The sequence below is a fragment of the Pigmentiphaga sp. genome (assembly GCF_019689535.1).
Lineage (GTDB): Bacteria > Pseudomonadota > Gammaproteobacteria > Burkholderiales > Burkholderiaceae_B > Pigmentiphaga.
This window is the reverse complement of sequence record NZ_JADGHH010000023.1, coordinates 1-25,699: the sequence shown is the minus strand read 5'-3', so window position 1 is coordinate 25,699 and position 25,699 is coordinate 1. Positions and strand designations below refer to the sequence as shown.

Annotated in this window: 22 protein-coding genes and 1 tRNA gene; 6 read left to right on the top strand and 17 right to left on the bottom strand. The window is 65.2% G+C overall.

Going from position 1 to position 25,699, the window contains the following annotated elements:
• The first annotated feature begins 141 nt into the window (after positions 1 to 141).
• Together IRZ12_RS03645 and IRZ12_RS03640 are read left to right on the top strand one after the other, a co-directional pair.
• The gene (locus tag IRZ12_RS03645) at positions 142 to 1,329 is read left to right on the top strand and encodes an FAD-dependent monooxygenase (protein WP_296464201.1); all 1,188 of its coding nucleotides are present in this window, start codon (positions 142 to 144) and stop codon (positions 1,327 to 1,329) included.
• A gap of 83 nt (positions 1,330 to 1,412) precedes the next feature.
• Entirely contained in the window at positions 1,413 to 2,378 is a 966-nt protein-coding gene (locus tag IRZ12_RS03640; protein WP_296464198.1) for a tripartite tricarboxylate transporter substrate binding protein, read from the top strand.
• Positions 2,379 to 2,450: 72 nt separating this feature from the next.
• Here the strand turns inward: IRZ12_RS03640 and IRZ12_RS03635 are convergent, their stop codons facing one another.
• From IRZ12_RS03635 to IRZ12_RS03605, 7 genes are all read right to left on the bottom strand, one after another.
• Complete coding sequence (locus IRZ12_RS03635; RefSeq protein ID WP_296464195.1) at positions 2,451 to 2,666, bottom strand: DUF2945 domain-containing protein; 216 nt, start codon at positions 2,664 to 2,666, stop codon at positions 2,451 to 2,453.
• A 38-nt stretch (positions 2,667 to 2,704) separates the two neighbouring features.
• Positions 2,705 to 3,241 carry a DUF488 family protein gene (locus IRZ12_RS03630; RefSeq protein WP_296464218.1) on the bottom strand — a complete coding sequence of 179 codons (537 nt, stop codon included), beginning with the start codon at positions 3,239 to 3,241 and terminating at the stop codon, positions 2,705 to 2,707.
• 109 nt (positions 3,242 to 3,350) lie between these two features.
• A tRNA-Ser gene (locus tag IRZ12_RS03625) sits at positions 3,351 to 3,438 on the bottom strand.
• A 156-nt stretch (positions 3,439 to 3,594) separates the two neighbouring features.
• Complete coding sequence (locus IRZ12_RS03620; protein WP_296464192.1) at positions 3,595 to 5,523, bottom strand: dipeptide ABC transporter ATP-binding protein; 1,929 nt, start codon at positions 5,521 to 5,523, stop codon at positions 3,595 to 3,597.
• Complete coding sequence (locus IRZ12_RS03615; protein ID WP_296464190.1) at positions 5,523 to 6,986, bottom strand: ABC transporter permease; 1,464 nt, start codon at positions 6,984 to 6,986, stop codon at positions 5,523 to 5,525. The genes IRZ12_RS03620 and IRZ12_RS03615 overlap by 1 nt, the downstream gene beginning before the upstream one ends.
• Before the next feature lie 4 nt (positions 6,987 to 6,990).
• Complete coding sequence (locus IRZ12_RS03610) at positions 6,991 to 7,968, bottom strand: ABC transporter permease (protein WP_296464188.1); 978 nt, start codon at positions 7,966 to 7,968, stop codon at positions 6,991 to 6,993.
• Positions 7,965 to 10,166, bottom strand: coding sequence for an ABC transporter substrate-binding protein (locus IRZ12_RS03605; RefSeq protein ID WP_296464214.1), 2,202 nt, complete (start codon positions 10,164 to 10,166; stop codon positions 7,965 to 7,967). Before IRZ12_RS03605 ends, IRZ12_RS03610 begins: the two co-directional genes overlap by 4 nt.
• 295 nt (positions 10,167 to 10,461) lie before the next feature.
• Between IRZ12_RS03605 and IRZ12_RS03600 the strand changes: the two genes are divergently transcribed.
• Positions 10,462 to 11,427 carry a tripartite tricarboxylate transporter substrate binding protein gene (locus IRZ12_RS03600; protein ID WP_296464187.1) on the top strand — a complete coding sequence of 322 codons (966 nt, stop codon included), beginning with the start codon at positions 10,462 to 10,464 and terminating at the stop codon, positions 11,425 to 11,427.
• A gap of 187 nt (positions 11,428 to 11,614) precedes the next feature.
• Positions 11,615 to 12,583, top strand: coding sequence for a YihY/virulence factor BrkB family protein (locus IRZ12_RS03595; protein WP_296464185.1), 969 nt, complete (start codon positions 11,615 to 11,617; stop codon positions 12,581 to 12,583).
• Here the strand turns inward: IRZ12_RS03595 and IRZ12_RS03590 are convergent.
• The 8 genes from IRZ12_RS03590 to IRZ12_RS03555 form a co-directional block, all read right to left on the bottom strand.
• Positions 12,552 to 12,752 (bottom strand): hypothetical protein, encoded by a 201-nt coding sequence (locus IRZ12_RS03590; RefSeq protein ID WP_296464183.1) that lies wholly within the window; start codon positions 12,750 to 12,752, stop codon positions 12,552 to 12,554. The genes IRZ12_RS03595 and IRZ12_RS03590 overlap by 32 nt on opposite strands.
• Positions 12,753 to 12,835: 83 nt before the next feature.
• Positions 12,836 to 13,228, bottom strand: coding sequence for a RidA family protein (locus tag IRZ12_RS03585; protein WP_296464211.1), 393 nt, complete (start codon positions 13,226 to 13,228; stop codon positions 12,836 to 12,838).
• A 27-nt stretch (positions 13,229 to 13,255) separates the two neighbouring features.
• The gene (locus IRZ12_RS03580; RefSeq protein WP_296464208.1) at positions 13,256 to 14,416 is read right to left on the bottom strand and encodes an acyl-CoA dehydrogenase family protein; all 1,161 of its coding nucleotides are present in this window, start codon (positions 14,414 to 14,416) and stop codon (positions 13,256 to 13,258) included.
• A 126-nt stretch (positions 14,417 to 14,542) separates the two neighbouring features.
• Entirely contained in the window at positions 14,543 to 15,397 is an 855-nt protein-coding gene (locus IRZ12_RS03575; protein ID WP_296464180.1) for an enoyl-CoA hydratase family protein, read from the bottom strand.
• A 12-nt stretch (positions 15,398 to 15,409) separates the two neighbouring features.
• A complete protein-coding gene (locus tag IRZ12_RS03570) occupies positions 15,410 to 15,883 on the bottom strand; it encodes a MarR family winged helix-turn-helix transcriptional regulator (RefSeq protein ID WP_296464206.1) in 474 nt (157 codons plus the stop codon).
• A gap of 79 nt (positions 15,884 to 15,962) precedes the next feature.
• Positions 15,963 to 16,736, bottom strand: a complete 774-nt coding sequence (locus tag IRZ12_RS03565) for an SDR family NAD(P)-dependent oxidoreductase (RefSeq protein ID WP_296464178.1) — start codon at positions 16,734 to 16,736, stop codon at positions 15,963 to 15,965.
• Between the two features lie 55 nt (positions 16,737 to 16,791).
• The gene (locus IRZ12_RS03560; RefSeq protein ID WP_296464174.1) at positions 16,792 to 19,185 is read right to left on the bottom strand and encodes a bifunctional salicylyl-CoA 5-hydroxylase/oxidoreductase; all 2,394 of its coding nucleotides are present in this window, start codon (positions 19,183 to 19,185) and stop codon (positions 16,792 to 16,794) included.
• A gap of 124 nt (positions 19,186 to 19,309) precedes the next feature.
• On the bottom strand, positions 19,310 to 21,394 hold the full coding sequence (locus IRZ12_RS03555; RefSeq protein WP_296464172.1) for an ATP-dependent helicase: 2,085 nt from the start codon (positions 21,392 to 21,394) through the stop codon (positions 19,310 to 19,312).
• A gap of 61 nt (positions 21,395 to 21,455) precedes the next feature.
• Between IRZ12_RS03555 and IRZ12_RS03550 the strand changes: the two genes are divergently transcribed.
• Positions 21,456 to 22,346: a DUF72 domain-containing protein gene (locus IRZ12_RS03550; protein ID WP_296464170.1), complete on the top strand. Its 891-nt coding sequence runs from the start codon at positions 21,456 to 21,458 to the stop codon at positions 22,344 to 22,346.
• Between the two features lie 41 nt (positions 22,347 to 22,387).
• Positions 22,388 to 23,485 carry an NAD(P)/FAD-dependent oxidoreductase gene (locus IRZ12_RS03545; protein ID WP_296464169.1) on the top strand — a complete coding sequence of 366 codons (1,098 nt, stop codon included), beginning with the start codon at positions 22,388 to 22,390 and terminating at the stop codon, positions 23,483 to 23,485.
• 54 nt (positions 23,486 to 23,539) lie between these two features.
• On the opposite strand, the gene IRZ12_RS03540 is transcribed toward IRZ12_RS03545, so the two are convergent.
• Positions 23,540 to 24,823, bottom strand: a complete 1,284-nt coding sequence (locus tag IRZ12_RS03540; protein ID WP_296464167.1) for a cytochrome c — start codon at positions 24,821 to 24,823, stop codon at positions 23,540 to 23,542.
• On the bottom strand, positions 24,820 to 25,500 hold the full coding sequence (locus tag IRZ12_RS03535; RefSeq protein ID WP_296464203.1) for a c-type cytochrome: 681 nt from the start codon (positions 25,498 to 25,500) through the stop codon (positions 24,820 to 24,822). The genes IRZ12_RS03540 and IRZ12_RS03535 overlap by 4 nt, the downstream gene beginning before the upstream one ends.
• Positions 25,501 to 25,699 lie beyond the last annotated feature (199 nt).

Sequence of the window (25,699 nt, the reverse complement as noted above, 5' to 3'; positions counted from 1 at the left end):
AAGGCCGCTGCCCCCACCCCGATCACGTCAGAGAGTTGATTAACCCGGGGGTCAATTCCAGATGTCGTCAGGGGGTCAAATCTTCGTGTCGCTTGACACCGCGCGCAGCGCTGACGGCTGGCGCAACATATCGGAGGAGACATGGGAGGCATAGGACCAGGCCGTAAACTCAAGGTCATCGTGGTCGGAGCCGGCATAGGCGGCTTGACCGCCGCAGCGGCACTCCATCAGAAAGGATTCGAGGTCCAGGTCTACGAACGTGCGCGTCAGCTGGGCGAAGTGGGTGCGGGGCTGCAAATTGCTCCCAATGCCGTCAAGGTCATACGGGCACTCGGGCTGGAAGAAGAATTCATGCGCGTCGCGGCCGAACCCATCGAGCGGCTCTCCATCAAGTGGGACACGGGCGAAGTCACGGTCCGTGAACGCTTCAAAGACAGGATGCCCGAAATATTCGGGGCCCGTTATCTGATGGCACATCGGGCGGACCTTCACCGCCTGCTGCTTTCGCGCGTGCCCGAATCATCCGTCCATACAGGCGTCGCCTGCGCCGACGTGGCCAACACCGCGGAGGGAGCGGTCATGCGCACCGAGGATGGCCGCGAAATCGAGGGGGACGTCATCCTTGGCGCGGATGGCATCAAGTCCACCGTGCGCGGCAAACTCTTCGGTTTTCTCACTCCTCGCTTCACCAACCAGATTTGCTGGCGGCTTATCCTCCCCATGGAGGAACTTCATCGCGCCGCCGACAAGCTTCCCACCCGGCTGACGGGCTCCGAATACGTGGGTTGGCTGGGGCCGACCGGTCACGTCCTGTTCTATCCCATACGCGGCGGAGAACTCCTGAACATCTTCGCGGGACGCGTATCGACTGAATGGGCGTCCGACGATTGGGCCGTGCCGAGCTCCAAGGAGGAAATGCTGCAGGCGTATGCCGGCTGGCATCCGGGCATGCTCCATGTGCTGTCCCAAGCCGCCGAAGTGTTCAAATGGGGCATTCACGATCGCGATCCGCTCGACCACTGGGTGCAAGGACGCATCGCGCTACTGGGGGATGCCGCGCACCCCATGATGCCCACGCTGGCACAAGGCGCAGCCATTTCCCTCGAAGACGGTTATGCCATCGCTCGGCACCTGGCACTCGGGGATGCCGACCCCACTGCTGCGCTACTCGCCTATGAGCGGGAGAGACAGCCGCGCGGCAAACGGGTGCAACTGCAGGCGCGGCAACAGTTCATCAACAACCAGCTCGTCCCCCCGCCTCCGCCGCTGCCCGTCGACTGGATTTATAGCTACGACGCCGCGAGCGGGTCCATGCACAAGGCGGCCTGACATCGAACCCGCCCGTACCCCATAACACGACAACCACGCGCCGCACGTGCCTCCCGTTCGGCGCCCACATCGAGGAGACAACCATGTTCCGATCCATCCTGGCGATGGGAGCACTGGCGCTCGCCCCGCTCTCGGCCATCCACGCACAGGAATTTCCAAACCGGCCGATACGGCTCGTCGTCCCTTACCCGGCCGGCGGGGCGATGGACGTCTCTGCACGAGTCGTCGCGCAAGAGCTCAACAACGTGCTCAAGCAAGCCGTCATCGTCGAGAACCGCGCAGGGGGTGCAGGAACCTTGGCGGCCGATTACGTTTCCAAGGCCAAGCCCGACGGCTATACCTTGTGTTGGTGCCCGACGGGTCCGCTGGTCATCACGCCCCTGTCGGATGCCACCGTACCGTACGACCCGCTTAAAGACCTGGCTCCGGTCAACCACACGCTCAACTTTGAGAACGTCCTCATGGCGCGCAAAGACTTGCCCGCCAGCGACATGAAGCAACTCTTGGAACTCGGCCGCAACGCCAAAGAGCCGCTGACCTATAGCACGCCGGGGGCGGGTGGCACGCACCACCTGGGTGGAGAATGGCTCAAGAAAGAGACCGGCCTCAACCTCATGCACGTGCCGTACAAAGGCGAGAACCCCGCAGTCACCGCTGTCATGGCCGGGCAAATCGACATGGCGTTCGCATCGGCGCTGATTGCCGCCCCGGCCGTCAAGGACGGGCGGGCCAAACTCATCGCCAATGTCGGCCCCACCCGGTCCAAGCTGCTACCCGACCTGCCGACGGTTTCAGAGTTGGGCTTCCCGAACTACGCATGGGTCAACTTTGTCGGCGTCAACGCCCCGGCTGGCACCCCGCCTGCGATCATCGAACAGCTGTCCAAGGCGATCGCCCAGGCCGCGCGCACGCCCGCCGTGGAAAACCGGCTCGCCGAAATGGGCATCACCGTGGTCGGTGGTGGGCCGACGGAGTACGAAGCATTCCTGCGCAAAGAGATGCAAACCTGGGGCAATTTGCTCAAGACCACCAACGTGACGCGCGAATAGCACTGCCGCGACGCCAAGGGCGGCGAGCGGAAATCGCGGCGCTGCCCCGGGCCGCACGCCGCGGACTCCGGTTCATTTCGCGACCTTGCTCAAGGCCGATCCTGTGTGCGCAGCGATGTGATCGGTCTTGTCGCTCTTGATCTCGTATTGCGGGTCATCTTTGCTGGCTCGCCGCCTATGCCCCTTGTACTCGAAATCCTGCGTGTGCACCCTGATGATGGTTCCGCTCACCCAACCCGCTTCAGAGTTCCAGGTCACGTGGTCTCCTACCTTGAACTTGCCTGGCATGGTTTTTCCTCCTGGTCCATGACCATCAAGCCTCTCGGTCAAGTCGAATAGGTCAAGTGGCCGTTCTCGACGCGCGCTGCCGACGTGTAGGGATGGACCTCGCTTTTGCAAGCGGCGACAATGTGCCTGACGCAGGCGCCACGAACCTTCAAGAGATCAGCGATCAGCGACCGGTGGCAGCGCCACCACAACGCCTCTGCGCACAGGATGGCTGTCCTGCGGCGGCCCGCCAGGGCGACCAGACGCGCGAAGCCGCCCCAAAACGCATCGGTATCCATGTAGTCCGCATAACCGCGAAACGAATCATTGCGCCACGCGGTATTGTGCGAATCAGGCCTCGGCCTCCGGCGGCCGCCCAGCTCAGGCAGGGGAACATATTCGATGCCTGCCTCGCCAAGCGCGCGACGCAACGCGTCGCCATTGAAGTGGGGGTACTTGCGCGACCCGGCGTACCGTCGCACGTCGGCGATCGCCTGGATGCCGTGGGAAGTCAGCATCGGGAGGAACTCATCCCATGAGTGGGATGAATGCCCGATGGTCCAGAGCTCCAGAGCCGCAGGCACTGCCGTCACCATTTCCGCCGCCTCCACATGGACTGCGTTCAATGGTTATAGCAAGGGACATGCCGTTGATCCACGGTCGCGCCAGCCTCAGCGTGCGGTGGACGAAGGCCAATGACGGCGGTGGCGGAAGGGGTGGGATTCGAACCCACGGATGGTTGCCCATCGCTGGTTTTCAAGACCAGTGCATTAAACCGCTCTGCCACCCTTCCAGGCCGCGGCGCCGTGAGGGGCCGCCGGCTCCGCAAGAGCCGAATGATAATGCATTTTCACCCCGGCTTCCGTCCGCACCTCGATCGGTGGCGCCGCCTACGTACTGGCTACGCGCGCCCACCCGGCCGATGGGCGACACGGGGCTCACCTGCCTGCTACGCGGTCTCGACGTCGAACCGCGGCACGGCGTCGAGCAGGCGCCGGGTGTAGTCATGCTCGGGCCGCGTCAGCACGCGCTCGGCGGGCCCTGATTCGACGATGCGCCCTCCCTGCATCACGGCCACGTCGTCGGCGAGATATTCCACCACGCCGAAGTTGTGGGTGATGAACAGATAGGCAATGCCCATGTCGCGCTGGAGCGCGTGCAGCAGGTTCAGGATCTGGGCCTGGACGGAAACGTCGAGCGCCGAGGTGGGTTCGTCGCACACCAGCAGCTTGGGCTCGACCGCCAATGCGCGCGCGATGGCGATGCGCTGGCGCTGGCCGCCGGAGAATTCGTGCGGATAGCGATCGCGTGCGTCAGGGCGCAGGCCGACCTGGTCGAGCAACCGCAGGGTGGCGGCCTGGCGGGCGGCGTCATCGAGGTCCGGCCGCAGCGAGAGCAAGCCTTCGTCGAGGATTTCTCCCACGCGCATGCGCGGATTCAACGAGGCGAATGGATCCTGGAAGATGATCTGGATGTCGCGTCGCAGGCGCTTGATCTGCCGGCGCCCCGCGCGCAGGAGGTCCTGCCCCAGGAGGCTCGCCTCGCCCGTCACGGCAGCCGTTCCGTCCAAGAGCCTGAGCAGGGCCTTGCCCGTCGTGGTCTTGCCGCATCCCGATTCACCCACCAATGCCAGCGTCTTGCCCGCGTCCAGCGAGAGGCTCACGCCATCCACGGCCTTGACCCAACCGACCGTGCGACGCAGCACGCCCTTGCGGATGGGGAAATGCACCTTGAGATCGGATACGCGCAACAGGCCGGCCCCGGCGGCGGCCCTTTCCTCGCCGGCGTCCGGCACGCGCCCCGGGGCGTGAACCTGGCGGAAGGCTCCATCCGCAACGTGCACGCTGGGCAAGTCCGGTCCCCGATGCTCCGCCTTGGCGGCGTCGATCGCGGCCAGGCGCACGCAGCGCACCGCATGGCCGGGCGCCTCTTCGACCAGTGCAGGCGGCGCGGCGTCGCACTCTGCCGCATGCGCAGGACAGCGTTGCGCGAAGCGGCAGCCGCGGAAGGCTTGGTTGAGCGCCGGCACCGTGCCCGGGATGGCTGCCAGGTGCATCCCGCGCCGCGCCATGCTGGGCAAGGCGCTAAAGAGCAGCCGGGCATAGGGGTGGCGAGGACGTTGGAAAAAGGCTTCTGCGGGCGCGGACTCCACGATCTGGCCGGCATACATGAGCGCGACGTGGTGGGCCATGCGGCGCACGATGCCCAAGTCATGGGTGATGAGCATCATGGCCATGCCGAGCTGCGTCTGCAGGTCGCGCAGCAGATCCAGGATTTGCGCCTGGATGGTGACGTCGAGCGCGGTGGTCGGCTCGTCGGCAATGAGCAGCTCGGGTTCGGCCGCCAACGCAATGGCGATCATCACACGCTGCTTCTGGCCACCGGAGAGCTGGAACGGATAATCATCCACGCGCCGCTCGGGCTCGGGGATGCCGACTCGCCGCAGCCACTCGACGGCCTTGGACTTGGCCGCCGCGCCCCGCAGCGAAGTATGGGTGACGATGGTCTCGACGATTTGATCGCCCACCCTCATGACGGGATTCAGGCTGGTGGCAGGCTCCTGGAAGATGATCCCGATCTTGCGGCCGCGCACGGCCCGCATGTCGCGCTCGGGCAAACGATTCAAATCGACGCCGTCGAGCAGCGTTTCTCCGCGCTCGATGCGGCCCGCATCGGGCAACAAGCGCAACAGCGCCAGCGCGGTCATGCTCTTGCCGCAGCCGGACTCCCCCACCAAGGCGAACGTCTGGCCCCGTTCGATCGCCAAGCTGAGCGCATCCACGGCATGCACGATGCCGTGATCGCTATCGAGCATGACGTCCAGGTGGCGCACGTCGAGCATGGCCTGGCCGCCCGGCGACCGGTCGAAAGCGCTCATCAGCGATCCTCCAGCATTTTTCCGGCGCGCCCGCGCGCCCACGCCGGACGGTACGCCCGTGCGCGGGGATCGAACGCCTCGCGCACGGCGTCGGCGAACAGGTTGGCGGACAGGACCAGGGCCAGCATGAAAACGAAGGCCGAAAGCAGGCTCCACCAGATCATCGGATCACGGGACATTTCCAGGCGCGCCAAGTTGATCATGGTGCCAAACGAATTCATGGACGGATCGACCCCCACCCCCAGGTAGGACAGCACGGCCTCGTAGAGAACGAGCGTCGAGAACTCCAGCACGACGGTGATCAATACGATGTGCATGACGTTGGGCAGCAGGTGGCGGACCATGATGCGCGCGGGGGAAGCACCAAAGGCGCGCGCCGCGAGCACGTAGTCGAGCTCGCGCAGCTTGAGCGTTTCCGCGCGCAGCAGCCGGCAAAGCCCCGCCCACCCCGTCACGCCAAGGATGATGCACAACAGGAACAGCCGCAGGTCGGCCCGCTCGGCGCCTGTCTCGAACATGTCGGGGTTGTTGTCGATGAATACCTGCACCATGAGTACGCATGCCGCGATGAGCAGCACGCCGGGAATGGACGTCAACGTGGTGTAGATGTACTGGATGATGTCGTCCACCCAGCCCTTCAGGTAGCCCGCCATGATGCCCAGCGAAAGCGCGAACGGCAGCGTCGCCAGCGTGGTCACGCTCCCGATGATCAATGCCGTACGGAAGCTTTTCACTGTTTGGACCAGCACGTCGTTGCCGGTGCTGTCCGTGCCCAGGACGTGATAGCCGGTGGACAGCGACGCCGCCGCGCCGCCGATCACCGCGAGGATGCCGAATGTCAGCAGCATGGGCCCGAGCGGCATGGGAGTGCGTCGGTACACGATGTCGTGCCAGGCGGCAGGCAGGGATACGCCCCTGCGGTGCGCCAAGCCGGCCGCCACCAGCAAGGCCGCCAACCCGGCCGCCAAGGCGCCCGCCACCACGCCCACCGCGGTCCGCCGCAGCACGTCGCCGAGCCATTGCTGATCGGGATCGGACAAATGGGCACCGCCATGGCGCAGGCGCGGGTAATCGCGCACCGGCTTGCCGTCCACCAACATGGACTCTTTGGTGAACTGCCGCACTGCGAGCGGAGCGGAATACGTCTTCTCGCGGCCGCCCATCGGTTTCTCCAGCAAGATGTCGAGCACGGAGCGCGTCACCGGCGAGTAGGCCCGCGCCCCTTTTCCACCGGAGACTTCCACCGCGTCGAGCAGCGGGCGGTAATGCATGGAGTCCAACACGCCTATGAACAGGAACACGCCCAACACGACTGCGGCGCACATCGCGGGCGTGTCCCGCCCCACCCGCGCCCACGTGGTGCGCAGGTTCGGCGTGCGGGCAACGTGCCAGGCATAGAGGGCCACGCCGAGCAGGATCAGGAACAGCGCGAGGTCGGTCCAGAGAAAGACGATCTTGGGCATGTTCTCACTCGAAGCGGACGCGCGGATCGGCGATCGTGTAGGAAATATCGGCCAGGATCAGGCCGATGATGTACAGCACGGAGCCGATGAATACCATGGCCCGCACGATGGCGAAGTCCTGCGCGTTGATCGCGTCCATCGTGTAGCTGCCCAGCCCCGGTATGCCGAAAAACGACTCCGCAATCAGGCTGCCCATGAAGAGCAGCGGAATGGTGGAAATGGTGCTGGTCAGAATCGGCAGCATGGCGTTGCGCAATACGTGCCGGAACAGCACCAGCCGTTCTGACAATCCCTTGGCCCGGGCGGTGCGCACGTAATCCTTGCCAATCTCCTCCAGGAACAAGGCGCGGTAGAAACGCGCTTCGGGCCCGAGCTTGGCGATCACGGCCACGAGCACGGGCAGCACCAGGAAGCGGACGGCGTCGAACCCGCCCGCAAACCCGGACAGCGGCACCAACCTCAGCGTCTTGGAAAACAGATACTGGCCGGCGATGATGTAGAACAGCGCCGATATCGACAACATGGCCACGCACAGCACCACGCCCCAGAAATCCAGGTAGGTGCCGCGGAAGTACACGAGCAGCAGCGAGAACGCGACGCTGGCGAACAACCCCAGCAGGAAGGTCGGCACTGCCAGCGCCAGGCTCGGCCCGACCCGCTGGCGGATTTCGTAACCGATGTCGCGTCCCGCGTCCGACGCGCCGAAGTCGAAGGCGAACAGGCGCACGGAACGCTCGAAAAAGATGGTGTCGGTGTAGCGCTTCACCCCTTGCGCCTGGGCGTTGACCAGCAGCGGCTTGTCATAACCGCGCTCGACCTTCCACTTCTCGATGGCATCGGCGCTCACGCGCCGTCCGCCTATGGCCAGGCGCGCCATGTCGTCGGGCGTGTTGACCGTGAAGAACAGGATGAAAGTGAAGAGATTGACGCCGATCAGGATCAAGACCCCGTAGAGGATCCGGCGCACGATATAAGCCGTCATGCAGGGCTCCTTGCTGGGCGATCGGATTGAACCGCGACGGCGCGGTCCCGGCGGCGGACCATGCGCCAGGCCGGCAAGGCGAGCAACACCAACAACGCCGCCGCGAGCAGGACCGGCCACCACACCGGGCGATTCCATTCTGCTATCTTGCGCGCACGCAGCTCGGGATCGATTTTCATGTATTGGAGATGATTGCGTATCATCTGGGTCGGCTTGCCGTTGCCCACCCACTGGTGATAGGCGCCGCCCGACTTCGGGAAGTATCCGAACATCCAAGCCGCGTCTTGTTGCACGATGGACACCATGCGGGCGATCAGCTCCTCTTTTTCGGGGCCGTCGTCCAAATACTTCATCCGCTCGAAGAGCTTGTCGAACTCCGGATTGGTGTAATTGGAGGCATTCTCGCCGCCATGCTTGGCCTTGCCGTTGGGGCCGTACAGCAGGAACAGGAAGTTTTCCGCGTCGGGATAGTCGGCGTTCCATCCCCACATGAATAGCTGGGCCACCCCGCGCCGCATTTTGTCCTGGAACCGGTTGTAGTCGGTAGAACGAATTTCCAGCTGTATGCCGAGCTTGCCGAATTGGCGCTGCAGCCAGTCGAACTGGGAGCGGGCGGCGGGCGAGACTCCCCCCATGGCGTCGTAGTTCAGGACCAGCGGCTGGCCGGTCTGCGCATTGCGGCCTTCGGGATAGCCCGCCTCGGCAAGGAGTCGCTTGGCCACCTCGAGCGGCTTGCGCGTGACTTTCTCGCCATCGATGTCGTAGACCACCGGATTGGCGCCGGCGGGCGGATCCTTGTACCCCAGCAAACCGGGCGGCAGCGGGCCGTGTGCCACCTGCGCCTGCCCGTTTTCGAAAATCGTGACGTATTCTTCCCAATCGACGGCGATGCTGATGGCCTGGCGCAGTTTGCGGTTACGTTCCTGCTGTTCGGGCGTCTCTCCCTTCCCCACGACAGGGTCCAGCCAGTTGAAGCCCATGTACCAATTCTGGGTCTCGACCGTAGTGGGAAGCTTGAGCCCGCGCTCGGCGTACAGCGCGGCCTTTTCCTGGGAATCGCCCGCCGCCACCAGGTAGGCGACGCCGTACTCGCCGCGCTCGGCCTGCGGCACGTCGTAATAGCCCTGCAGGAACTTGCCTTGCAGCGGCACGCTTTCTTTCTCGATGCTGAAAACAATGCGATCGATGAAGGGCGTCGGCTTGCCGCAATCCTCGAGCAGGCCGGCGGCGCGGTCCTCTTCGGTACCCTCGCAGGGATACGGCTCTCCCCGGAAATTCGGATTGCGGGTCAACACGTGCCGGCGGTTCTCCCGGTACTCGGTCAACATGTACGGCCCCGTCCCCACCGGCCAGTAATTCAGGGTCAAGTTGCGGGCTGCCATGCCCGGCTGGCTGTAGAACTGGTCGGCCTCCCACGGGATGGGGGCGAAGAACGTCATGGCCAGCCAGTACTTGAACTGTGGATACTTGCCCTTGACCCGAATCCGCAGCGTGTACTTATCGAGCGCCTCCACGCCCTCGAAGGCGTATTGGCGAAAATCCAGCCAAGGCAGGTCGCGGGTGGTGGGGTCCAGCCCTTTGCGCAACTCGGCATCGACGACGCGGATGCGATCGCCGTACTCCTTGAAGCCGACGATGTAGTCCGTCATGTGCGCATAGATGGGCGAAACCACGCGCGTCGTCGCCAGGCGCCGGATGCCATAGACGTAGTCGTCCGCGGTCAGCTCGCGCGTACCCGTGTGGGGAAAATCGGTGATCGCGTACTTGCCCTCCAGGTCCTCCGGCTTGAGGTGCCGGTACCGGTCGCGCCCGGATTCGTCGACCGCGAAGGCCGGATGGGGCTGGAACAGGATGCCCGGCTTGATGGGTATGTCGTACACGCTCTGCGCCACGCGCTCCCCCGGCACGTCGGGCGGCAGCACGTTGCCGGCCTCGTCCAGGTAAACCGGCTCGACGATGCGGGTCGCCGTGCGCGGCACGAGCTCGTAGGGACGCTTCAGGTAATGGTAGCCGTACAGCGGTTCATAGATCTGGTAGGTGTACGGCGTCTCGTCGACAGAGTAGGAGCTGGCCGGGTCCAGGTATTTGGGCGAGCGCTGCGTGAACGCCGTGTACATGACGTTTTCGCGCTCTGCGCCGGCGGCATAAGGGCTGTTGAGCGGCGTACGCGCACCCGGGTCGCCGGACGAGCAGCCCATCACGACGGCCGCGCCGACCACGCCAAGCAAGCGTATTGTCCAACTCCATGCGCGCTTTGCGCCCTGTTTCATACCTTCAGCGCGCACGAGGCGCATCAGCTATCTCCCAGGGGTAACGTTCCGGTGAGGATAGCAAAAACCCTAGCCTCGACGGCTGTGCCCAGCCTAAGGAATACCCCGATCGCCCATTCTCGGCCGACGATATAGGCATCGGGCATATCTACGCCGGGAAATCGCATTACCAGCCCGCGGACGTCCGGGACTACGATGGCCGGTCATCGCCAGGGGAAGACGAATGCTTCGCTACACTGCAGTGTTTCTTTCATGCTTGCTGGCAGCAGCTGCCGCCCATGCAAGCGATTATCCGTCCCGCCCAGTCACCCTCGTCGTGCCGGGGCCCCCGGGCGGAACGCCCGACGTGGTCGCCCGGATGGTGGCGGAGAAACTGCGGGCCCGGTTGGGCCAACCCGTCATTGTCGAGAACAAGGCGGGGGCCAGCGGCTTCATCGGAACGGCCGCAGTCGCCAAGGCCGCGCCGGACGGCTATACGGTGCTGATGGGCTTTGCCCAGACCATGGCCGTGAATCCCGCCACCTTCAAGAAACTGCCCTACGATCCGGTCCAGGACTTCACGCCCATCGCGCGCCTGGTGGATTTCGAACTGGCGCTGGCAGTCCCGGGCAGCACGCCGGCCCGCAACTTTCCGGAGCTCCTGTCCTGGCTGCGCGCAGGGCGAGGCAAGTATTCGTACGGCTCCTTCGGCGCCGCAACGCCCTCCCAGTTCGCGGGCGACATGCTCAACCGCAAGGCTGGGCTCGACATGCAGCACGTACCCTACAAAGGCTCCGCGCCGCTGGTCACCGATTTGGTGGGCGGGCAAGTGCAGTTCGGCTTCGTCGTCCTGCAAGTGGCGCAACAGCTGGCCCAGGGCGGCAAGCTGAAAGTGCTGGGCGTCACGGGGAAACGCCGGCAGCCAGCCGCCCCGGACGTTCCCACTATGACCGAGCTGGGCTACCCCGACGTCGATGCCACGGGATGGTACGGACTCTACGCTCCCCGGGGCACGCCGGCCGAAGTCGTGGCCACGCTGGAACGTGCGGTCGAGCAGATCATGCAGGACGACGAGGTCCGCCGCAAGCTGGTGGACCAAGGCGTGAACCCGGCCTTTGCCAGTAGCCGGGCGCTCGGGGACTACACCCGGGCGGAGATCGCACGCTGGCGCGAGGTCGTCGCGCAGACCGGCTTCCGCGCACAGGACTGACGCCTCCGGCCGGGCGGCAGGGGCAGCAAGCAAGAAACGGATGCGTACCCAATAGACGACACCGAGAGCGCGCGGCGTTTCCCGTTAGAAAAATCTACAGTTGCGTCGGTTTGTATGGATGAGCAGACGCCGGGGCTGCAGGCGCCCAGAATGACGAGGATCCACCTCTACCGCAGCCGGTCGCTCCATGGACTTGCGTTCCCGCCTCGAACGATTCCGCCGCACGCTCGTCGTCTCTCTGGCCTGGGACACAGTGCGCCGCTGGTCGGCCCACCGCGCCTCGAGCAAGGGCGCCGCCCTGGCCCTATACATGGTGTTCTCGCTGGCGCCGATACTGCTGCTGGTCATCGCCATCGCCGGTGCCTTCTTCGGTGAGGAAGCCGTGCGCAACCAGCTCGTCGGCCAGATGCGCTCGCTGACCGGCCAGCAAGGGGCCGAAGCCATCCAGACCGTCCTCGCCAGCGCGCAGCAATCCGACAAAGGATGGGCTGCAGCGCTCATTTCGACGGTGCTGCTGATGTTCAGCGCAACGACCGCGTTCGCGGAACTGAAAGACAGCCTCGACGAACTATGGGACGTACCGGCCTCCAAGACATCCGGCGTCTGGGCGCAGATCCGCAGCCGGTTGTTGTCGTTCGGGCTGGTGCTCGTGCTTGCGCTGTTCCTGCTGATTTCGCTGACGGTCAATGCCGCGCTCACTGCCCTGCAGGATTACTGGCATGCATTCTGGGTGGAGTCGGCGTTCGCCACGACGGCGATGCTGGCCTCGAGCCTGTTTTCTTTCGCCGTCGTGACCGCGCTGTTCGCGGTCGTTTTCAAGCTCCTGCCCAGCACGAGCATTCCGTGGCGCGACGTCCTTCCCGGAGCGCTAGTCACGGCCGTGCTGTTTTCGGTGGGCAAGAGCGTCATCGGCCTGTATCTTGGCCACGGCAACGTGGCTTCGTCCTACGGCGTGGCAGGCTCGGTCATCGCGCTGATCCTGTGGATTTACTACTCTGCCCAGATTTTTTTCTTCGGCGCGGCGTTTACCCGGCAGTATGCGGACACCTTCGGGCAGGGCAGGCGCCGGCGGCCTGGGCCCGTGCAGGCACCCTCGCGCAAAGCCGGCCGAACGGATGCGGCGCTCAAGGCACCTGGGGCGGATCGATCCAAATAAAGGTTTCGCCCCGCGCGATCATTTCGGCAACGTCTTCGGCGGGTACCTCGTAGTCGGTACCCATCAAGCTCGCCGAGCCGGACTCATGGATATGTATGACCGACGGCGGGTCGGTGTCGATGAAATACCAGTAATACCCCGCCTTGAGGGTGTGAGGCTTGTCTTTCACGATGGACCCCTCCACGGCGTGGATCGCCGCATCTCGTTGCAATGATACCCACGGGGCGAAAGAGATGCGACCAAACTGCCGGGTCAGTCCGGAATGACGGCCGTGACCTCGATTTCGACCTGCGCTTCGTCTTCGATCAGGCCGGCTACCTGCACCGCCGTCATGGCCGGAAAATGGCGGCCGATGATTTCGCGATACGCCTTTCCGATTTCTTCGTACGACGCGACATAAACCCGTTTGTCGAGCACGTACCAGGTCATGCGCACGATGTGTTCCGGCCGGGCCCCGGCCTCGGCCAGCACGGCGACGACGTTCGCGAGCGCCTGCCGCACCTGCCCCGCAAAGTCCTTGGCCCGAAAGACGCCATCCGGGTCCCAGCCTATCATCCCGCTGATGAAGATCTGCTTGCCGCGGGCGGCGACGCCGTTGCTATAACCGCGCGGGCGCGGCCAACCCCCGGGCTGCAGGATCTCGATGTTCGATGCCATGGATTCTCCTTTTAGTCAGGCCGCCCCGGCAGAACGCAGCAGTTCGCGGGCGATGATCAATTGTTGGACTTCGGTGGCGCCTTCGTAAATGCGCAGGGCCCTGATCTCGCGGTAAAGCCGCTCGACGGTTTCGCCGCTCACGACCCCCTGCCCGCCGAACATCTGCACCGCGGCGTCGATGACGCGCTGCGCGGTTTCGGTGGCGGTCATCTTGGCCATGGCGGCTTCTTTCGTAATGCGAGCGCCGCCGTCGCGCATCCATGCCGCACGATAAGTCAGCAGCGCGGCGGCATCGATGCCGGTCGCCATTTCCGCAAGCTTGGACTGGGTAAGTTGGAAATCGGCCAGCGTTTGGCCGAACATGCGGCGCGACGTCGCGCGCCCGATCGCCTCGTCGAACGCCCGCCGGGCAAAGCCGAGCGCAGCCGCCGCCACGGAGGTGCGAAACACATCCAGCGTGGCCATGGCCACTTTGAAGCCCTGCCCCGGCTCGCCCAGCCGCTGGGCGGCCGGCACGCGGCAGTCATGGAAGCGCAAGCGCGCGAGCGGATGCGGCGCAATGACGTCGATGCGCTCGGCGACCTCGAGCCCCGGCGTATCGGCATCCACCACGAAAGCAGTAATGCCGCGCGCGCCGGGCGCCTCGCCGGTGCGCACGAACACCACGTAGAAGTCCGCGATGCCGCCATTCGAAATCCACGTCTTTGTGCCGTTCAGCAGGTAGCCGGAACCGTCCGGGCGGGCCGCGCACGCCATGGCTGCCACGTCCGATCCCGCCTCGGGCTCTGACAGCGCGAACGCCGCAATGGCCTGCCCCGCCGCCACGCGCTGCAGGTAGCGAGCACGTTGCTCGGTGGTGCCGAATAGGCTAATGGCCCCGGACCCCAGCCCCTGCATGGCGAACGCGAAATCGGCCAGCCCGTCGTGATACGCCAAGGTCTCGCGGATCAGGCACACCGTGCGGGTATCGATGGTATCGGACGACCCGCCGTAGGCACGTCCGGCCACAGCATGCTGCAGCCATCCCCCCTCGCCCAGCGCCCTCACCAGGTCCCGGCAGGTCGCATCGACGTCTGCGCCATGCGCGTGCGCCGTCCGGCCGGCTGCCCACTGATCGAGCGCTGCGACCAGCTTGCCGTGGCGCGGCTCAAAGAATGGCCAGTCCAGGTGCTGCATCCGCGATGCCTTGCCCCCCTGTTGCGGGGTACGCGCCGGCACGGCATTCGATGGGGTGGTTTCGCTCATGTTGATTCCGCAATGCATGGAAGCCAGGCGCGGGCAGCGCCCGCGCGGGAACGGGTATCAATCGCCTTCGAATACTGGGCGCTGCTTGGCGACGAACGCGTGATACGCGCGATGGAAATCATTCGTCGCCATGCAAATGGCCTGGGCCTGGGCTTCAGACTCGATGGCCTGCTCGATGCTCATGTTCCACTCCTGGTGCAGCATGCGCTTGGTCATCGCATGCGCGAACGTCGGCCCTTGAGCCAGGCTCGCTGCCAGCGCGCACGCTTCCTCTAAGAGCGCCTCCGGCTCGCAGAGCCGGTTGAAGAATCCCCAGCGTTCGCCTTCGTCGCCGCTCATCGCGCGCCCCGTGTAGAGCAGTTCCGACGCCCTCCCCTGCCCGATCAGCCGGGGCAATATGGCGCACGCGCCCATGTCACAGCCGGCCAGGCCCACGCGGGTGAACAAGAAGGCGGTCTTGCTGCGCGCCGTGCCCAGCCGCATGTCGGCAGCCATGGCCAAGATCGCGCCAGCCCCCGCGCACACGCCGTCTACGGCGGCAATGATGGGTTGCGGACATGCACGCATCGCCTTGACCAAATCCCCGGTCATCCGGGTGAACGCCAGGAGGGAAGGCATGTCCAGCTTGGTCAGCGGCCCGATGATGTCGTGCACGTCGCCGCCGGAACAGAAGTTGCCGCCGGCACCCTGGATGACCACGGTGCGAATATCTTCGGCATAGGCCAAGTCCCGGAAGAAATCGCGCAGTTCGGCATACGACTCGAAGGTCAGCGGATTCTTGCGCTCCGGCCGGTCGAGCGTGACGACGGCAGTGGCGCCGCGCGCTTCGAGGGAAAAATGCCGGGCCTGGTAGCCGGCCATGGCCGCGCGGGCGCCGTGCAACATCTGTTTTTCACCGTGGACGTAGCGCATAGTCGTCACCTTTTATTTGCGTTCATTCGGCAAGCGATCGTTGAGGCCTTGTTTCAATTGCGACAACAAGTCGATGAGCATGTCCTTGGACGACGCCGGCAAAGCCGAGAACAGCTCGATGATCCATTGCTCGTGCACGGCGGCCATTTTTCCGAACGCCTTGCGGCCAGCAGGCGTGAGCTTGACCACGAACGCGCGCCGGTCTTCGGGCGAGGGCTCGCGCACCACCAAGCCTTCTTCTTCGAGCTGGTCGGTAATGCCCGTGACATTGCCGCCCGTCACCATCATGCGCTGGGACAGCTCTCCCATCCGCAGCCCTTCCGGATGACGCTCGAGTTGGGCCATGAGGTCAAAACGCGGCAGGGTGATGCCGAAATGCGTACGCAGGCGCGAGCGGATTTCATTCTCGACGCGTACGGTGCACGACAGCATGCGCAGCCACAGCACGAGGGACTGGTGATGGTCCTCGGTGAGGCGCGCCTCCATGTCGAGCACCGCAGCGGAGCCCGATCCCGTGCCGGCGCCATTCGATTCGCCGATGGATTTGCGTGCCATCGTTACTCCTTCAAGTCACTTCGCCCCCGGCCACCGCGACGGCTTGGCCGTTCATCGCCGCAGAGGCCGGCAGGCAGAGCCAAACTGCCGCATGGGCCACTTCCTCGGGCTGCACCAGGCGCTTCTGGGGATTGAACGCCGCCAGCGCCGCCTTGGCCTCAGCTTCGCTGCGACCCGTGCGGGCGGATATATTGGCGATCGCCTCCCGGCTCAAGTCGGTGTCCGTAAAGCCGGGACACACCGCGTTGACGGTCACGCCCTTGGCCGCGACCTCCAGCGCCATCGCCCGCGTGAGCCCCACCACCCCGTGCTTGGATGCACAGTAGGCAGCCGTATACGCATAACCGATGAGCCCGGCAGTGCTCGCCACGTTGACGATACGGCCCCATCCCGCCTCCAACATGCCCGGCAGGACGGCCCGGGAGCAATAAAACACGCCGCTCAAATTCACCGCCAGCATCCGCGCCCACAGTGCATCGTCGGTCTTGCCGATCGCCGCCGACTCGGCCTGCCCCGCGTTGTTGACGAGTATGTCGATGCGCCCGGCAGCCGCCGCGGCAGCGGCGATGCCATGCTGCACCGACGCAGATTCGGCAACATCCATGCGCTGGCTGCGAACCGCGCCCAGCGGCGACAGCTCGGCAACGGCCGCATCCAAGGCTGCCTCGCTGCGGCCCGCCAATGTGACGGACGCGCCATGGCGCAGCAATTCGCGCGCGATCGCCAGGCCTATGCCCCGGCCCCCGCCCGTCACCAGCGCATGTTTTCCTTTCAATTGCTCCATGGTCGTATGTCCTGCCAGTCGAACGAGAGGGGCGAAACGCGTCCGCGACGCACGCCTACTCCAGGAGACGCGCGGCAATCTCCCGCGGCGACAAACCCTGGTTGGCCGCCGCCAGCTGCCGTTCGCGCTCGAGGTTGCGCTCCAACTGCATGCGGCCCGCATAGTACTGCTTGGGCCAGCTCACGTCCCATCCCATCTTCGCGGCTTCCAGCAGCGTCCACGCGGGGTTGGCCAGGTGCGGCCGCGCCAGCGCGCAGAGGTCGGCGCGCCCCGCCGCGATGATTCCGTTGACATGATCCGCCTCGAAGATGGCGCCCACGGCAATGGTGGGGATGCCGGCTTCGTTGCGGATGCGGTCGGCGAAAGGCGTTTGGAACATGCGCCCGTACACCGGCTGCTCGCGTTTGCTCACCTGGCCCGAGGAACAGTCGATCATGTCCGCGCCCGCCGCTTTGAACATGCGGGCGATCCGGACGGCATCGTCCGGCGTGATGCCACCCTCCACCCAGTCGTGCGCCGAAATGCGCACGCTCATGGGTTTGTGCGCCGGCCAGGCTTCGCGCATGGCGGCGAAGACTTCGAGCGGGTAGCGGCAGCGGTTCTCCAGACTGCCGCCGTATTCGTCGGTGCGATGGTTGGTCAGCGGGGAAATGAAGCTGGAGAGCAGATACCCGTGGGCGCAGTGCAACTCGAGCCAATCGAACCCAGCCTTGTCCGCCTCGACCGTGGCGCGCACGAAATCATCCAGGATGCGCCGCATGTCTTCACGCGTAGCGGCGCGCGCCACCTGCGAGACGCCTTCCAGGTATTGCTGCTCGGAGGCGGCCACCAGCGGCCAGTTGCCCGACTCCAGCGGCAGGTCCGTCCCCTCCCAGGCACGCCGGGTCGAGCCCTTGGGCCCAGCGTGCCCAAGCTGCATGGCAATCTTGGCATCCGTGTTCTCATGGACGAAGTCGACGATGCGCTTCCAGGCGGCAGTATGCTCAGGGCGGTACAAGCCCGGGCAGCCGGGCGTAATGCGCGCATCGGCCGACACGCAGGTCATCTCGGCGAACACCATGGCGGCGCCGCCCATGGCGCGGCTACCCAGGTGGACGAGGTGGAAATCGCCCACCGTGCCGTCCACGGCCGAATACTGCGCCATGGGCGACATGACGATGCGGTTCTTGAGCACCAGGTCGCGTACGCGGTACGGCGTGAGCATGGGTGGGACAGGCTTGCCGCGGGCCGCCTCGGGCTCCGGCAGGCCAGCGGCCGCGAACGCGCGCCGCGCGAACCAGCGCTCGTAGCTCTCGACGTAGGAAGCGTCGCGCAGCCTCAGGTTTTCGTGCGAAACGCGCTGGCTGCGCGTCAGCATGGAGTAGGCGAACTGCTCCGGCTCGAGGTCGACATAGCGGCTCACATTCTCGAACCACTCCATGGAGTTACGCGCGGCATTCTGGATCTTGAGCACTTCGACGGACCGCACCGCCTCATACGCCGCCAACAGCTCTTCCAGGCGTTGTTCCCGGTGCGTGTCGAAGCAGCGCGAGAGCTCGATCGCGTCCTCCAGCGCTAGCTTGGTGCCCGAGCCGATAGAGAAATGCGCCGAATGTGCCGCATCGCCCATCAATACGACGGGAACCCGCCTGCCGTCGATCTCGTTCCAATGGATCCAGCTCGCACAGACGATGCGAGGGAAGCGGATCCAGATCGCCGAACCCCGCAGGTGCGGCGAATTGCTCATCAGCGGATGACCGTCGAGATACTTGGCGAACAACCGCTCGCAAAACGCGACGGCCTCGTCCTGGCTCATCTTGTCCAGGCCGGCGCGTTGCCACACGTGATCCGGCGTCTCGACGATAAAGGTGGACGTGTCGCCATCGTATTGATAGGCGTGGGCCTGGAACCATCCGTATTCGGTCTCTTCGAATGCGAACGTGAACGCGGAGAACAGCTTCTTGGTCCCGAGCCACACGAAGCGGCAATGCCGGGTCTGGATGTCGGGCCTGAATACGTGCTCGTAGCGCTTGCGCACCTTGCTGTTCAAGCCGTCCGACGCGACGACCAGGTCGGCTTGATAGCGCCTTGCGATTTCCCGATCGTCTTCCACTTCGGTTTCGAATACCAGCTCCACGCCCAGTTCCTGGCAGCGGTCCTGCAGGATGTTCAGGAGGCGCTTGCGGCCGATGCCGCAAAAGCCGTGTCCGCCCGAAGTGATGGTTCGACCCTTGAAGTGGACGTCGATGTCGTCCCAGTGATTGAACGACTGGAGGATGCGCCGGGCCGTAGGTTCGTCCGCCTGCACCAGGTTGCCCAGCGTTTGGTCCGAGAACACCACGCCCCAACCGAAGGTATCGTAGGGACGATTACGCTCGATGACCACGATGCGGGAGGACGGATCCCGCTTTTTCATCAGCAGCGCAAAGTACAACCCGGCGGGACCGCCGCCGATGCATACGATGTTCATGAGTCCTCCGCTGGCCGGATGAGCCTCTTTCCAGATGACTGGAGGACGCAACGCCCCCGTCTAATCGACGGTCATTATTTCATACTTAAAATATTTTTGTGTCAATCATTTTGCGTGGAAAGACTCATCGCCAGGCATTGCGCATGCGGCTCGCGATGTCCACTCGGGGGCCCGACGGCGAGCCGGGCCCGCCCCCTGCGCCCGGAGCCTGCCCTGCCTTGGGCAAGATTTCGAACAAAGGAAGCAGGCGCTCGGGAATGAACCGGCTGCGCGTGCCGTAGACGTGCCGGTCGCCCATGCTGCTCTGCTGGTGCACGTAAAAGCGTTGCGGCACAATCAATTGCAGGTCTTCCTTGGCCCGCGTCATGGCCACGTACAAGAGGCGCCGCTCTTCCTCGATTTCCTCGGCGTCCCCGGTGCTCATGTCCGACGGAATGCAGCCGTCCACGACGTTGAGCACGTACACGGTATTCCATTCCTGCCCCTTGGCCGAGTGAATGGTAGACAGGATGAGGTAATCCTCGTCGAGCAGCGGCGCGCCGGATTGCCCGCTGGTGGCGTCCGGCGGATCGAGCGTCAGTTCGGTCAGGAATTGCTCGCGCGACGCGTACGTGCCGGCTATGCGTGCCAGCTGGTCGAGGTCTGCCCGGCGCACGGCGGCGTCATCGTACAGCCGCTGCAAGTGGGGGCCATACCAGCGCAATGCCAAGTCGACGTGCGCCGGCCAAGCCAGGCCCTCCTCGCGCAACGACAGGAACGCCTGCACGAACCCCTTCCAGTCTTCCGCGGCGGCAGGAGGCGGAGCAAAGCACGCGAGCGCCTGGGCCGGGTCACTTGCTTGCGCCATGGCATCGAGCAGGCGCATGGCAGTGGCGGGCCCGATGCCCGGCATCAACTGCGCGACGCGAAAGCCCGACAAACGGCTCAGGGGGTTGGCCGCCCAGCGCAACAAGGCGAGCACGTCCTTGATGTGCGCTGCTTCGAGAAACTTGAGGCCGCCGAACTTCACGAAGGGAATGTTGCGTCGGGCGAGCTCCAGCTCCAGCGTTGCGCTATGGCTGGCGGAACGGAAGAGCACGGCCTGCGACATCAGCCGCGTGCCCGCCTCCCGCTTGGCAAGGACCTGGTCCGCCACCCACCGTGCCTGCCCTGACTCGTCGCTGACATAAACCAGCTGCGGGCGCTGCGCCGAAGCGCGATCGGTCCAGAGCCGCTTGGCATAGCGCTCCGCCGCCTCGGCGATCACTGCGTTGGATGCGTCCAGGATGGGTTGCGTCGACCGGTAATTGCGCTCCAGCGTGACGATATGCGCCGGCCGCGGGAATTGCGCCGGGAAGTCGAGGATATTGCGCACCGTGGCGGCACGGAAGGAATAGATGGACTGGGCGTCGTCGCCCACCACCGTCAGCCCGCGGCCATCCGGCTTCATGGCGAGCAGGATCTCCGCCTGCAGGCGGTTGGTGTCTTGGTATTCATCCACCAGCACGTGATCGAAGGCCCCGCCCAGCTCTTGTGCGATGGCTGGCTCTTTCATCATTTCGGCCCAGTAAAGCAAGAGATCGTCGTAGTCGAGCACGTGCTGGTCCTGCTTGGCCTGCACGTACGCGCCGAACAGCGTCTTGAGCTCCGCCTCCCACTGCGCGCACCACGGGAAATGCTTGGCCAGCACGGCTTCCAGCGACGCCTGGCTGTTGACGGCGCGCGAATAAATGGCAAGGCACGTGCCCTTGAGGGGAAAGCGTGACTTGGCACCGGAGAACCCAAGCTCATGCCGGACGAACCCCATGAGATCTTCGGCGTCGCCCCGGTCGTGGATGGTGAAAGACTCGGACAGCCCGATGCGCGGCGCATACTCCCGCAACAGGCGCGCGCCGATGGCATGGAAGGTGCCGGCCCACGGCAGGGCGGGCGGTTCACCGCCCGGGCTGCCGAGCACGGCTTGCAATACGCGGCCCGCGCGCCGCTCCATTTCGGCGGCGGCCCGGCGCGAGAACGTCAACAGCAAGAGGCGCTGCGGGTCGACGCCATGGAGGATGAGCCTGGCGACGCGATGGGCCAAAGTGCTGGTCTTGCCCGATCCCGCACCCGCGATCACCAGCAAGGGGCCGCAAACGGCATCGTCGCCCAGGCCGTACTCGACGGCCTCGCGTTGGCTGGGATTCAATTCGGCCCAAGGATCGCGGCCGGGCGCATCGGCGGTATGTGACATAAGGACGCGAAAACTGTATATTCATCCAGTATAAACGCCCTTTCCCGCTGCATCTCATCCCATGCCTGTGCGCGTCGGCACGTGCTCCTGGACCGATCCCACGCTGCTCGCGTGCGGCCGCTTCTATCCCCGCTCGGTACGCACTGCGCAAGCTCGCCTGCAGTTCTATGCCTCGCGGTTCCCGATCGTCGAAGTAGACAGCAGCTACTATCGGCTCCCTTGCGCACGCACCGCCTACCTCTGGGCGCAACGCACGCCGCCGGGCTTCGTCTTCCACGTCAAGGCGTTTCGCCTCTTCACCGGCCACAAGGCGCCGGTCGATGCCCTCCCTGCAGACATCGCATCGGAGCTCTCGCCCGGCGCGCGCATGGTGGACTATGCATCGATGCCCGGGGAGCTGCGGGACGAACTCTGGAGCCGTTTCCTCCAGGCGCTGGAGCCGTTGCGCCAGAGCGGGCAGCTGGCGGCCGTACACTTCCAGTACGCGCCGGTCGTGCACAACGATGCTGCGGGACGCGCCCTCGTGGCGGAATGCGCCGAACGCATGCAAGAACAGGTGCTCGCCGCGGAATTTCGCCATCGCAGCTGGCTCGACGCAGCCGGCAGGCCCGGGACGCTCGCCCTGCTGCGGGAGCTCGGCGCAGCCCACACCGTCGTCGACGGCCCCGACCGCTGGATAAACAGCGTACCGGCCGTCTGGGCCGCGACGCGCGACGATCTCGCGGTGGTGCGCCTGCATGGCCGCAACCACGAAGCGTGGAACCGGCGCGGCCTCGCCGCATCTTCGGGCCGCTTCGTGTACGAGTACTCGCAGGAAGAACTGCAGCGCATCGCAGAACTCGTCCGCCGCCTGGCCCAGGCTGCCGCCAACGTGCACGTTCTTTTCAACACCAATTTCGAAGACCAAGGCATGCGCAACGCGGCGGCGTTCGAGGCAACCCTCGACCGCTAGGGTGCCCCGCCCCTGGCGCATTCTCCCTGACGAAAGAAACCATGGAACAAGTCGATTGCATCGTGATCGGAGCCGGCGTGATCGGCTTGGCCGTTGCGCGCGCCCTCGCTGGCCGCGGCCGGGAAACCATCGTGCTGGAAAAGGAGAGAAAAACCGGCACCGGCACCAGCTCGCGCAATAGCGAAGTGATCCATGCGGGCATCTACTATCCCGCCGAGTCGCGCAAGGCGCAGTGGTGCGTGCGCGGGAGGCACCTGCTGTACGAATACTGCGCCCGGCGCGGAATTCCGCACCGGCGCTGCGGCAAGTACATCGTGGCCACCTCGAGTGCGCAGCTCGACGTCTTGGAGCATTTACGAGGCTCGGGCCGCGCGAACGGGGTGGAGCGGCTCGACATGCTTGGCGCGGGGCAGGCCATCCGCTGCGAACCGGCGCTACACTGCGTGGCCGCACTACACAGCCCCGACACGGGCATCGTGGACAGCCACGCCCTGATGCTGTCGCTGCAAGGCGACTTCGAGGCAGCAGGCGGCATGCTGGCCCTAGGCTCCCCCGTGCTGGAAGGCCACTGCGACGCGGACGGCATCGTGCTGCATGTCGGCGGCGAGCCGCCCATGGACATCCGGGCCAACCTCGTCGTGAACGCCGCCGGCCTGCATGCCCAGGAAACCGCATCCCGGCTACGGGGCCTCGCCCCGTCGACCATTCCCCCGCTCTACTTCGCCAAAGGCAACTACTACGGCCTGACCGGACGCTCGCCCTTCACCCGCCTTATTTATCCCGTGCCCGAACCCGGGGGACTGGGCGTCCACCTGACCCTGGACCTAGGTGGCCAGGCCCGTTTCGGGCCAGACGTGCAATGGGTCGACAGCCTGGACTACCGTGTCGATCCGCGACGGGCGGACGCATTCTATGCCTCGATTCGACGCTATTGGCCAGCGTTGCCCGACGGGGCCCTTCATCCCGCCTACTCGGGCATACGCCCCAAATTGGGAAAACCGGGCTCGGACGCGGCGGACTTCGTGGTCCAAGGCCCGGCCGAACACGGCATCCCCGGCTTGATCAATCTATACGGCATCGAATCGCCGGGGCTGACGGCCTCCCTGGCCATCGCGGAAGCCATCGCGGAAATGGTTTAGCGAGCGCGCCCCGCGCGGGCGCACTCGCAGAAGATGCCATGGCAACGTCGCCCGCTACCGCACCGCCTCGCGCACGCGCCGCACTTCAGGCAGGCTGACCGCGCTCGCCTGGTTGCCCCAGCTTTGGCGGATGTAGGTCACCACCGCCGCCACGTCCTGGTCCCCCAGGGCCTGCGCAAAAGGAGGCATGCCGTGGGGTTGAGGGTTTCCTGCCGTGCTCGGCGCGAAACCGCCGGACAAAACCATGTGGATGGCATTGTCCGGGGCAACCGCCACCACCGACAGATTGCCCGCGAGCGGGGGCCAGGCTGGAGGCTGCCCTTTGCCGTCCGCACCATGGCACTGGGCGCAATGCTGCTCGTACAGCTTGCCTCCCAGCTCCATCAACGAGGCGGGTGCAGCCGCGGAGAGCGCTGCGGTATCCGTCCCGGCTGCGGGCAAGGACTTGAGGTAAGCCGCCATGGCATCCAAGTCTGCATCGCTGGCATATTGGAAGCCTTGGTGCACAGCCTCGGCCATCGGGCCGGCCGCATGCGAGTGGCGGGAAATGCCCGTCTTGAGGAGATCGACGATGTCCTGCCGGGTCCACTCTCCCAAGCCGGTCTTCCGGTCCCCCGTCAGCGGCGGCGCATACCAGGACTGCCCCCCTATCAGGGATCCGGCCAACCCAGCTTCCGGCACCATCGCCCCGAGGCGGTTACGCGGCGTATGGCATTCCGCGCAGTGCGCCAGGCCCTCGACCAGATAGCGCCCCCGCAACCACTCTTCGGATTGGCCAGCCACCGCGGCCTCGCGCTCGGTGGGCCGGAAATAAAATGCCCGCCAGACCGCGACCAGCCAACGCTGGTCGTAGGGAAAAGCCAGGTCATGGTCCCGATCGGGTTTGGCCACCGCAGGCAAGGAGCGCAGATAGGCGTACAGCGCGTCGGCGTCTTCGCGCGAGACGTACCGGTAACTAGGATAAGGAAACGCCGGATACAGCAAGCGGCCGTCAGGCGCTTTGCCATGATGCAACGCGCGCCAGAAATCCTCCGCGCTCCAGCGGCCCAATCCGTGCTCTGGGTCCGGTGTCAGGTTGGGGCCGTAAAACGTGCCGAACGGAGTAGGAAGCGCCCTCCCGCCTGCATAAGGCGCACCGCCGGGCTCCGTATGGCAACCCATGCAGTTGCCCAGGCGGGCGAGATAGCGCCCGCGCTCGACGAGCTGGATCGACTCGTCCGGCCTGACGATCGATGAAACCGGTGCGACATCGTGCTCGCGATGCCCCAACCAAAACAGCGTGCCGATGCCGGCTGCCACGGCCAAGGCCAGCCCTGCCAAGAATGCGCGCTTGTTCATTGCCGCACCTCCACGCGCATTTGGCTGCCGCATTCCATCGGGGGCGGCGCGGGCAAACCGGAGGACGGCGTCGCGCTACGAACTGGTTGCGATGACAGCCAACCTGCGACGGCACTCACATCCTCCGGCGTCATGCGCCGGGCGATGTCGGCCATGCAATCAGGCTCGATCGCCTTGCGCAACCCGTTGGTCCACGCGCCAAATTGGGAGCTGATGTAATCATGCGGCAAGCCGACGAGTGCCGGTACGGCCGGCAATACGCCCGTCAGCGACGCGCCGTGGCAGGCCACGCAGGCGGGCACGCCGCGCCGGGGGTCGCCCTCCATCACGAGCTGCCTGCCCCGATCGAGCACCGCGGCCGGCAAACGGGAAGGGCTCGGGTCCGCATACGGAGGATGCTGGCCGGAGAACCACTCGGCGATCTGCCGCAGGTAGTCGTCGGACATGTGCTCGAGCAGGTTCTGCATGGGGCGATACTGCCTTTGCCCGGAGCGGAAATAAACGAGCTGGTTATAAAGGTAATCGGCTGGCTTGCCGGCGATGCGGGGGTAATAACCATCCGGGCCGGCGCGACCTTGCGAACCGTGGCAGGCCGTGCAGGCGGCCATCCGTGCCGCCATGGTGTTAGGTTCGAGTTTTCCGGACTGCTGGGCCGCGAGCGGCGCAGCCAACGCCATTGCGGCGAGTCCCCACAGTAGTTTGTATTTATGCAGGACGAATGGCATGGGTACATCGAAGACAACGAAGCTGTCTTCCGATCAGCGTTTCGACCTTGCCAGTGTACCCGTCTTAACGGGCCTCGCGTCTTTGCCTGCGCGCCCGGCACGCCCCCGGCGGGCGACACGCGTGTAATCGGGCTGTGCCGCGAAAAAAAAG